Annotated in this window: 7 protein-coding genes and 1 CRISPR repeat array; of the genes, 2 read left to right on the forward strand and 5 right to left on the reverse strand. The window is 47.5% G+C overall.

Annotation, left to right across the window (positions count from 1 at the left end; all coding sequences use genetic code 11):
- Positions 1-2263, forward strand: a 2263-nt coding sequence (locus tag Q8L79_RS07955; protein WP_305269875.1) for a PAS domain S-box protein, incomplete at its 5' end; no start/stop codon positions are given.
- Positions 2264-2398: 135 nt separating this feature from the next.
- Here Q8L79_RS07955 and Q8L79_RS07960 read toward each other — a convergent pair.
- The 5 genes from Q8L79_RS07960 to Q8L79_RS07980 form a co-directional block, all read right to left on the reverse strand.
- On the reverse strand, positions 2399-3733 hold the full coding sequence (locus tag Q8L79_RS07960) for a hypothetical protein (protein ID WP_305269876.1): 1335 nt from the start codon (positions 3731-3733) through the stop codon (positions 2399-2401).
- Between the two features lie 15 nt (positions 3734-3748).
- Positions 3749-5344 carry a S8 family peptidase gene (locus Q8L79_RS07965; protein WP_305269877.1) on the reverse strand — a complete coding sequence of 532 codons (1596 nt, stop codon included), beginning with the start codon at positions 5342-5344 and terminating at the stop codon, positions 3749-3751.
- Positions 5345-5724: 380 nt separating this feature from the next.
- Positions 5725-6894, reverse strand: coding sequence for an ExeA family protein (locus Q8L79_RS07970; protein WP_305269878.1), 1170 nt, complete (start codon positions 6892-6894; stop codon positions 5725-5727).
- Entirely contained in the window at positions 6894-7553 is a 660-nt protein-coding gene (locus Q8L79_RS07975) for an OmpA family protein (protein WP_305269879.1), read from the reverse strand. The genes Q8L79_RS07970 and Q8L79_RS07975 overlap by 1 nt, the downstream gene beginning before the upstream one ends.
- 55 nt (positions 7554-7608) lie before the next feature.
- A complete protein-coding gene (locus Q8L79_RS07980; protein WP_305269880.1) occupies positions 7609-7872 on the reverse strand; it encodes a hypothetical protein in 264 nt (87 codons plus the stop codon).
- Positions 7873-8110: 238 nt separating this feature from the next.
- On the opposite strand from Q8L79_RS07980, the gene Q8L79_RS07985 reads away from it, so the two are divergent.
- Positions 8111-8278, forward strand: a complete 168-nt coding sequence (locus Q8L79_RS07985) for a hypothetical protein (RefSeq protein ID WP_305269881.1) — start codon at positions 8111-8113, stop codon at positions 8276-8278.
- Positions 8279-8344: 66 nt separating this feature from the next.
- A CRISPR array of direct repeats spans positions 8345-10594; the repeat unit is 28 nt; unit sequence TTTCTAAGCTGCCTGTGCGGCAGGGAAC.
- The last annotated feature ends 38 nt before the right edge of the window (positions 10595-10632 follow it).

The following is a 10632-nucleotide window of genomic DNA, read 5'->3' on the forward strand; positions in this document are numbered from 1 at the left end:
CATGTTCAATAATGAAGGCATAGACATAAGCCGCCTTCATGTCATCCCCAGCAGTTATGAAATTCATGATTTGGTTGACGGCAAGGCAGATGCCTTTAATTCCTATCTGAGCAACGAACCTTATTTTCTAAAGCAACAAGGCGTTGAATTCACCGTACTCAATCCGCGCAACTACGGTGTCGATTTTTACAGCGATATTCTGTTTACAACGGAAGATGAGCTTAAACAGCATCCCGAGCGCGTCAAGGCCTTTCGCCAAGCCAGTCTTGAAGGCTGGTATTACGCAATGGATCATCCGCAGGAAATTATCGATCTATTGCTCAACAAATACCGCGTCAACAAATCCAGGGGTCATCTTAACTTTGAAGCCGACGCAATACGTTCGTTGATCATACCGGATGTCATCGATCTGGGACACATGAATCCCTGGCGCTGGCGGCACATGGCGGAAACCTTCATCAAAGCGGGCATGGTTGAAAACGGTAAATTTTTGCAAGGTTTCAGCTACGACCCTGATCCCAAAGCCGATAAAGAAAAACTGCTCCAATATGTCAAAATTGCCGCAGTCATTACCCTATTAACCGGTGTTATTACCTTAACGCTATTGGCTTCCTATCGAACGCTAAAACGGAAAAATAAAACAGCCAATCGTAACGCAAAACTTTTGCATCTGTCGCATGAGACGGCAGGAATAGGCTACTACGTGATTAGTCTGGCGACCGGTCGTTGGGAATGCTCGCCCCTGCTCGATCAGATTTTCGGCATTGACGCGCACTTTGAACGAGATAGTCCCAATTGGGCAACATTGATTCATCCTGAACACCGTCAGCGTGTAATTGATCACTATCAGGAAATAATGCGTAACCATGAACGGTTTTCGATGGAGTATGAAATCATCCGTCCAAACGATAACGAAACACGCTGGGTAAGCGCTCATGGCTACATCGAATACGACAAAGCCGGCAATCCCGTGCAACTGGTGGGTACCATCCAGGATATTACCGAGCGTAAGCAGGCACAAGAAACCATCATCTGTCTTAATAAAAAACTGAAGAAAAAGGTTCACAGGCAGACTAACGAACTGACTGCAAGTAATCTGAGTTTAATGAGAAAAGTTGAAGAACTCCGCCGCTCCAAGCACCAACTGCTGGAACGGGAAGCCAAACTAAACTCCATTTTTAGTGCATCAGTGGAAGGCATTATCACTATTGGCATATCCAACCGCATCGTATCTGCTAATGCCGCAGTAGACGCTATTTTTGGTTATACACCGGAAGAGCTCATTGGCTGCAGTATTAACAAACTCATACAATCATCATCAAAAGAAACGAATTATTGTCGCTTGCTCAATATTGCACAACCTGTCGGTCAAATTCAGGAGGTTGAAGGCATTCACAAAAATGGTTCTTTGGTGTCTTTAGATCTGTCCACAGCGGAGTATTCAATCGGTAATGAGCGCTATTTTACCCATATTGTACGTGATGTGAGTTTACGCAAACACCGGGAACAGAATGACAAAAAACATCTGAACGAACTCGCCCATGTTACTCGCCTTGGGCTGATGGGGGAGATGGCGTCAGGTATTGCCCATGAAGTCAACCAGCCTTTGTCCGCGATTTCCAGCTATACGCAAGTCAGTTTAAACCTTATCAACGCTGAGAATCCTGATATGGTAAGGCTTGCTGAAATCTTATCCAAAACTCAGCAACAGGCTTTACGAGCAGGACAGATAATTCATCGTATGAGGGAATTTGTTAAATCGCATGCACAAAAGCGCTCAGCCGCCGACGTTAATAATTTGATTCACGAGTGTGTCAATCTGTGTGTTGCCGAACTTAAACAGAACGGCATAAAGCTAACATTTGAACTGAAAAATAATCTGCCGCCTGTCCATGTCGATCAGATACAAATTGAACAGGTCATCATAAACCTGATCCGAAACAGCGTTGATGCCTTAAAAAACTTACCGGAAAAACAGCAGCGCCAATTAACCATCTCCAGTCTATTGACTCGCAATAATGACATAAAGGTCAGCGTGAAAGACAATGGAACAGGGATCGATAAAGACCAACAACAAAAAATATTGACGCCTTTTTACACCACCAAGGCGGATGGCATGGGTATGGGGTTATCCATCACCCGCTCACTTGTTGAAGCCCATGAAGGTACTTTGAATTTCAATAGCCAAGCTGGAAAAGGCACCTCTTTTTATTTCACACTGCCTATAAACCATTTCATGCAGAGAAAATCCGGTGAGCGTTAAAAATTCAACGCCTCTACTGTAACGCTGTAGTTTTGTAAGGTGGGCATGCTGTTTATGCCTGATGTTCACTTTCTTCAAGGGTCGGGCAACGAAAAGATATTGCCTGACCTGCCGGGCTTCTTTTGTTGGAGAAAATCATGTTTCCGAAACTGCAGCGAGTATCGCGTAAGCGACTTCGTTATGGCATATATCAGAGTGACTTTTGATTATCGCGTCGGCGTTTAAATTGTGAAGCTTACCGGCCACCAACTGATAAGGCATGTTGAGGGCAAGCAACTTGCCTTCCGTGGCTTCGGGGGTTTTTTGGGCGCCATTACGGCCAAGGCCGCCGTACTTGTCGTTCTTGTCGCCGAGTTCGGCAGCAACCTGTCCCGCAATCAATGAGGCAAGAGGATAGGCCTTGCCCACGGCAAGGTCATTCTTCGTAAAACTGATCACCGTAGGTCCCTTCACCGTCTTGTTTGTCACAACTTTTCTGAAATAGCCGTCGTTCTTTTCATCATAACGCTCCGCGAAGCCATAATGCGAGAACGCCGCCTGCAACAGTGTCAGCGTATCCACGATGACATGCTGCCGGTCGTCCGGCCCGGCGGTAGCGGCGGTGACTACGCGTCCGCCAAAGCTATGGCCTATCAAGTGAAGCTTGATTTTGGTTGGCTGAACCAAGATTGCTTTAAGCAACGAATTCAAGCCCTTGCTTCCCACTAAGCCTGCCCGCTCTTTCATCAGGTAGTACGTGGTGAGATTCAGCAAGTTGAGTGCGCCCGATTTAATCCCGCTAAAGAATTGTCCGATTCCAGCCGCGCCTCCACCGGCCGACCCCGTGCCGTTTGTGGTTATTGCCGCCCCGCCAAGCCCTGCCGCCGGTTGCAACTGCACTATCGGCACGGGCTTGCTCAACCGTTTGATGATCTCATCGCCTGGAAGCTTGAAAAAATCAGCAGATGCATCCGTATTGTCAGGTGTAGGTTTAGGGAGTATCGAACGCAGTAAATCGGCAAACTCTGCTTGGGCTTTTGGACTGTCTTCAAGTTTGGCCACTAACCGGATTGCCTTGTCGAGAACGGCGTCAGCATCCTTGCTGTCAAACGAGCCTTTCATCCCGTTGAGTTCTTGTTTGAGGAAGTCGTTGGTGATGGGCGAGTTCCCGCTTGCCGCACCACCAGGAATAAGATCCTGTTCCGCAAATTTCTTGGAGGGCCACAGTACCGCCAGCACAGCAAAGCTGCGTGTGCTGATGCCGTCCACCGCACCCGAGTTTATCACTGCACGCATGCACTCAAAAAAGCGACTATAGAGACCACGCGCATCGGCCATGTCATTGTTCCATCCATGTGAGATGACAAACAAATCAGACACGCTTCCCAGCTCTAAAAAATCCATCAACGCCTTAGCCTGATTCTGGTCGTGGATGCTTCCGTCCTTGTTGAACTCCACTTCAAAATAAGTAAAACCTTTCACGTTTTTCATAGTAATCTCCAGTGCTTATACCGATTGAACAGCACGCATCAAATCCACAAGCCCATACCCTTGAAAGTATCGGTCACGCTTCAGGTCAGTTGCCGTAGAAAGGAATATCTCTTTAACTTTTTCCGGATATCCTATGTATTCTTGCCGGATTGAAAGAAAGGCTGCAATCACGCCCGAAACATGCGGCGCCGCCATGCTTGTGCCGCTCAGTTCCAGATAGTCGCAATCGTGGCCTGCCGATTGCATCTCTTCGAGCCTGGTGCCCGCCGCGCAGGATAATATCTTTTCACCGGGCGCGACCAGATCCGGCTTGGCCCGACCGTCGCCCGTCGGGCCTTTGGACGAAAAGTAAGAAACGCCGTAAACGTGCGGCATGTCTTTGTGTGTCGAGCCTACGGTGATGGCCAGGTCAGCATTGGCTGGATCATTAATCGTCAAATCCATGCCGGCCGAGATGACACCGCGGAATTGGCTCTGTGCGACGCCATAGCCGGTGTTGCCCGCCGCCACGACGACGACCACGCCTGAGCGAACGAGCCGGTTCACTTCCACGCACAAAGGACTCTGCCCGCAGGCGAACCATTCCGGCTCGAAATCATAACCAACGCTCAAGTTCACGCCATGAATCAGCAGGCGACGGCCATGCCCGTTGAGCTCCTGTATCATCCCGATAGCCGCTATGATATTGCTCGCCAAGCCGCCACCGTGTTCATCAAGCACTTTGAGGCTCAACAGCTTGCACTTGGGAGCCATTCCCGAAATGGCGTCGATCTTTATTTCGTTGTAGGATATTTCCCCGTGCTCGTCGCGCTGTCTGGAATTTGCGCGAATCTCCTTCACCCCCGTTTTCTTCTTGTATTCCGTAGTTAGCTTCAATGCTCCCGCAATAATGCCGGCCACATGCGTACCGTGTCCGAATGCGTCGTGCATCGCAGTCGCGTCATCCGGATTGGCAGCACCCAATCGGGTGAAGTCGGTATGGGCGAGCGGAGGCTTAAGATTAAGATTTTCGTAATATTTGAAATGTGGATGGGAGGCATTGATCCCTGAGTCAAGCACCGCCCAGACAATGTTTTCTCCAAAAGCGGAGAAGGAAGTTTGCGCTGCGTCGGCCTTGACCGTGCGGATTGACTTGTTGATGAGAGATTCAATTTTAAAGTCGGGCCAAATATGGAAAATAGCCCCCAGGCCGGGCCGGTTCCCAGTGCTACTATCCCGTTTCACCAGTTCACGTATTACATCGCCTCCAAGGCTTGCAAACACATATTGTGTGCTGTACAGGGTTTTTTCGTAGTTGACCGCTTCATGACGATTGCGATCTTTGCCATAATCTTTGATTATGGCTTCGATTGTGTTTATAACCTGCTTTCCCGCCTTATCGCGCCCTTCAGGAAATTCAAGGTTTAAATCAATGATGACCGGGAAGGATTCAGGTTTGTGCTCGGGGTCTTTCCTAAGCTTTTCCTGTTCTTCCTTTAGCTTATCGAGAAGCGGAATTGCGATGACGGTCGAGTCCAGAGTTTCCGGGGTGAACTGCGGCTTCCTGGGATTCTTGGCCGTGTCGGCCGCGGCGTCAGAATTAGGATCAATAGGTGGTTTTTTCTTCGTCATGGACGTCCTATCTTTATGGGTTGATGATGTTATAACCGCATCACTAGATGGTTTGCCCAGTCTCCTCAAATATCGCGCTGCTTTGCGTAACACGGCAAACCGTTTAACTCTATTTATATCGAATTTGTAATGACAACAACTCAGCTTCCGGAAGCTGAACAACATCGGAGAATCCCGGTTCTTGGCCGTAAGTCGCCCGTCGTTACTGTATCAAGATCTGTCAGTGGATTTGCCGTTAGCAATCCGCCAAATTACGGCGATGGTTATTAAATCTACAATGTTTCGAAATGAATACACAATTCGTATGAATGCTTATGCGAGGCCTGCTGTGTAAAGCGCAATACGCGATAAAACCGCTATCATGCCTTACGGCTTGCGTCTTACAGCGTTGAATAAGTCCGTGAGATAGCCGGGAAATCCAGTGGAGTCGGGGCCCGGTGGTAAAAGAATAAAACGCTTAAGGTGAGTGCGACTATTGATAAGAACAGTAAGGTAAAAGGCACTTTTAAACCTTCTTGATCTGCAGGGGATAGTTCGGCTGCCCCTACCCTTATTCTGGAAATGACAGGAACTTCGCTTGTCGTCTCCCATCTTATCTGTTCTGCTTCGTTGGTTATAGACGGTGAGGGTTGTTCTGCTGTTTTCGGAACAGCTTTATCTGCTGCCGGCTGCGATTCCTGACTTTTTATTTCTCTTGCTCTGGTATTTAGCAAACAAATGTAATGAAAGACATCGGTTACCAAGCCCATTCTCTGGGTTGCTTCATAGATATCCAGCGCGTCAACGACTGGTTTTTCGCGTTCAAAAGCAACATTAAATGACTTGTCACACAATGAGTTGATCGTACGCGGTGTCCCACCGGCACTAAAGGCAATAGCGAGCGCCTCCCATCCTGTATCTGAAATGAGGGCAGGGGTGCCGCCGGCTACCTGAATGCGATGCGAGACATATTTGAGTATTGTCTCTGCATTCATCTTTCCCAGAATTTCGAGTGTAGCGATTCGCTGTTTAAAGGGTTCCATCTCAGGCCTGTTTATTATTTCCATTAATTCTTCCTGGCCGAGGAGCAGCAACTGGATGAGTTTAATCGACCCTTCTTCAAGATTGTTCAGTAAACGGATGCCGTTGATAACATCGTCTGTCATCAGGTGTGACTCATCCATGATGATCAGACACTTCTTTCCTTCAGAATTGATCTTTAAAAGGGCATTTCTGATGTCCCTTATAATAAAGGTCTTTTCAGACGATGACGGCTGTATTCCGAGTTCCTGGGCGAGAAACAGAAACAGGTTAGCGCTGTTTGTAGGCGGTTCACCCATCCATATTAATTTGATGTTTTCAGGAAAATCGAATTTTATCATCTGGCTGAGAGTCGTCTTGCCGGAACCGATAGGTCCGATTACAACGATTAAACCCCGGCCGCTCTGTAAAGATCCGGTTATCTGTTTACGTATAAGAGCATGGTCCCCGTAGCCATAAAAAAACAGTGGATCCGGTACATTCTCGAATGGGAGTAAGTTGAGGTTAAAGTGCTCTGTGTACATATGCATTAACTTTTTCCTTCTGTAGGTTCTTTAGGCATAAGCTTTACCTCGACCCTGCGGTTTTTTGCTCTGCCTTCTTCTGTATCGTTGGAGTCTATCGGGTGGGCGTCACCATAACCGATTGCCGATATCCGGTCGGACGATACGCCATGAGAAACCAATATATTCGCGATAGCTCTTGCCCTGCGTAATGACAAATCCATATTGTCAACGTGTTGCTTACCGGTCGGTATATTGTCGGTATGGCCTTCTATAATGACGCGACTGCCTTGAGATGCCGATATTTCCCCGACAAAATTTTCAATCGTGGATAAATCACCGTCATTTAAGACAGTCTTACCGGAACGAAACGTCCCGCCGCCAAAGACCGCCAAAGTCCGTGGCCTGTTTTCGGCATCTGTAGTTTTAATGCTTTCAGGGACTTCTTCTTTTACTTTTAGTTTGTCTTCAAGCTGAGCAACTGTCGCCTGTAGGTCTGCAACAATGGCCTTGTTGGTATCCTGATCTTCGGTCAATTTTTTTATGACATTGTTTAATTCAGATGTCGTGTCTTTCTGGTGGTCCTGATAAGAAACTTTCTGATCCGGGAGTTCCAGTGCTTTAAACGTGATAATTGTTGATAAGGTAAAAAATATAATAGACAGTCCAATAATAATGAAACGCATAATAAAGTACTCGATTTAAAATGAGGCTGAGGCGTAATACATAACTGTGCGCCGATTAAGCTCTGTTATCCCCTTTGTTTTTTCTATACCAGGAATAATAAATGCCGACAAGATCTAAAGAAGAGCCTAAGCCAATACCTACAAGGCGTAAGTCGGTTTGTGCGGCCTCGTTAGTCAATCTTTGTTGTTCATTAGCAATATTCCAAGCCCCTGTTTTATTAAATATTGAAACCATTAGGTTGATGTCGCGATCAAGGTTAGTAGAATTAAAAGATGTCCTACATGGCAAATCTAACAGTGAAAAAGACGGGCTATGCATAGGTTATGCCGCATAACCCATAAATGGCTTCAGACTCCCCCAAAACACCTGTTTACAGTCACCGACAGACATATTTCTGATTTATGTCACTTCGACGACGTCATTTACTCTCTAGTTAAACGATATAGGACGAGAGTTAATAAAACAATCAGTGCTAACACCTAGTCATATGGGATTGAATGTTTAGCGAAAATAAATAAATTCAGCCTTACAGACATCTCCACAGGAGAAGAATTAAATGGATGAACATTTTTATGCTGTCGCTCTACAAAAAACGCTGACATTCAGACGCTGGCTTGATTTATCTCCGCCCACTTCCAACCTTGCTTTTGTGATGAAAATTTGGGGCCTTTGCGACTCCTCTGCCGCTGAAAAACTCGTTAGCTTTCAATCGCTGGTTGTCTGAACTGAAGTTTTATTTTCATAAACAAAGCGTTAAGCCGACTTGACGGTTTGATATTTAAATCTGAGTTTTCTAAGCTGCCTATGCGGCAGGGAACACAGCGCAGCACATACCAGCCATTCTCAGACCCTTTCTAAGCTGCCTGTGCGGCAGGGAACACTCGGTTGCTCTGGACGGTATAGATCAAGATTTTCTAAGCTGCCTGTGCGGCAGGGAACCTTTTCTCTTTCTTCGCGAATATGGTGTACATTTTCTAAGCTGCCTGTGCGGCAGGGAACCATCGTATCCGGAATAATCCCGGCCGCATTATTTTCTAAGCTGCCTGTGCGGCAGGGAACGATCAACTGTAACGTATTGCCAAAAAGAAAACTTTCTAAGCTGCCTGTGCGGCAGGGAACCACAAGTTGATTCTGTTCGGTCGCGTCTTTTCTTTCTAAGCTGCCTGTGCGGCAGGGAACGACCGTCTCGCTGACGTAGGACGACGACGTAATTTCTAAGCTGCCTGTGCGGCAGGGAACACGATTGAACCTTAACGACGCGCTGATGCTTATTTCTAAGCTGCCTGTGCGGCAGGGAACGCGACGACATGGCGGAATACACCTCGCTGTATTTTCTAAGCTGCCTGTGCGGCAGGGAACGTCGATGGGATCACGTTTGACAGCAAGCGTGATTTCTAAGCTGCCTGTGCGGCAGGGAACGGCGGTTGGCATCACAAAGACGTTGTTCATCTTTTCTAAGCTGCCTGTGCGGCAGGGAACCGGACATGGTTGGCGAGGCGTGCAGAGCGGCATTTCTAAGCTGCCTGTGCGGCAGGGAACATTAACCGACGCGCACTGCAGGCAGCAACACTTTTCTAAGCTGCCTGTGCGGCAGGGAACGGGCTATAAGGTCGTGCAGTCTATTACTACCTTTTCTAAGCTGCCTGTGCGGCAGGGAACGAAACCTATAAAGGCGTTTTGCTTCCGTCTGCTTTCTAAGCTGCCTGTGCGGCAGGGAACTGTATCTTCGTCAGCGTCGTCGTCAACCGGTCTTTCTAAGCTGCCTGTGCGGCAGGGAACTAGTGAGAAAAGAAACGACTTTATCAGATACATTTCTAAGCTGCCTGTGCGGCAGGGAACGCGAACGTAGGGAGCGGATCAAACGAAGTCAATTTCTAAGCTGCCTGTGCGGCAGGGAACTGAATGTACCCGTTATGAAGAGGCCGCACTCATTTCTAAGCTGCCTGTGCGGCAGGGAACAAATACCAATAATAATCGATGGGGAAATAATTGTTTCTAAGCTGCCTGTGCGGCAGGGAACCAGCAGACTATGTGGGTTCGATGCGCTGTATGTTTCTAAGCTGCCTGTGCGGCAGGGAACCTTGATTGTAACCAAGAGGGAGAGGTGTCGCTTTTCTAAGCTGCCTGTGCGGCAGGGAACATGATGTATCCGTGTTTTTCTTATCTTGATACTTTCTAAGCTGCCTGTGCGGCAGGGAACCGAAGAAACCGGATTGAGTCGTTTGTCAAATTTTTCTAAGCTGCCTGTGCGGCAGGGAACGAACCATAGACAGGAATAATGGGGATGTAACTTTTCTAAGCTGCCTGTGCGGCAGGGAACGAGCAGGGCGCACAAAAACATCGTTTTACCTCTTTCTAAGCTGCCTGTGCGGCAGGGAACTTAAATGATTTGCTATTGCTATTGATAACAAATTTCTAAGCTGCCTGTGCGGCAGGGAACTACCGCTATGCGCAAACTGCAATCATTGACGCTTTCTAAGCTGCCTGTGCGGCAGGGAACGAAAAAGCAATATCTGAAAAAGAACCGGAAACTTTCTAAGCTGCCTGTGCGGCAGGGAACGTAGATGTAAATGAATTGGTTGATAGCTTAGATTTCTAAGCTGCCTGTGCGGCAGGGAACGAAACAGTTAGCTTTGCATAACAAACTCGTTATTTCTAAGCTGCCTGTGCGGCAGGGAACGATACTTTTTTGCCGTCGATAACCCAGTAAGCTTTCTAAGCTGCCTGTGCGGCAGGGAACCCTGTTGAGCGCAGGGTTAGGCATTTTTAACATTTCTAAGCTGCCTGTGCGGCAGGGAACAAGAAGAGCTGATGGATATGGACGGATCAAAATTTCTAAGCTGCCTGTGCGGCAGGGAACGAACAGAAATAGTATCAGTAACAATATCTTCCTTTCTAAGCTGCCTGTGCGGCAGGGAACCAACAGGTTATTGATCGCATGGCTTTCGTTGATTTCTAAGCTGCCTGTGCGGCAGGGATCGTTTTATTAATTATATTACACAACTTTCATCCTTTCTAAGCTGCCTGTGCGGCAGGGAACAAACAAATTGGATGAGCTGCGTGCTGGTGATCTTTCTA

This window comes from Methylobacter sp. (genome assembly GCF_030680395.1).
GTDB lineage: Bacteria > Pseudomonadota > Gammaproteobacteria > Methylococcales > Methylomonadaceae > Methylobacter_A.

What these genes read in the sequence shown, in the direction of transcription:
- Q8L79_RS07960 (WP_305269876.1), bottom strand. Translation starts at nt 3,733, where the DNA reads ATGAAAAACGTGAAAGGTTTTACTTATTTTGAAGTGGAGTTCAACAAG.
- Q8L79_RS07980 (WP_305269880.1), bottom strand. Translation starts at nt 7,872, where the DNA reads ATGCATAGCCCGTCTTTTTCACTGTTAGATTTGCCATGTAGGACATCT.
- Q8L79_RS07965 (WP_305269877.1), bottom strand. Translation starts at nt 5,344, where the DNA reads ATGACGAAGAAAAAACCACCTATTGATCCTAATTCTGACGCCGCGGCC.
- Q8L79_RS07970 (WP_305269878.1), bottom strand. Translation starts at nt 6,894, where the DNA reads ATGCATATGTACACAGAGCACTTTAACCTCAACTTACTCCCATTCGAG.
- Q8L79_RS07975 (WP_305269879.1), bottom strand. Translation starts at nt 7,553, where the DNA reads ATGCGTTTCATTATTATTGGACTGTCTATTATATTTTTTACCTTATCA.
- Q8L79_RS07985 (WP_305269881.1), top strand. Translation starts at nt 8,111, where the DNA reads ATGGATGAACATTTTTATGCTGTCGCTCTACAAAAAACGCTGACATTC.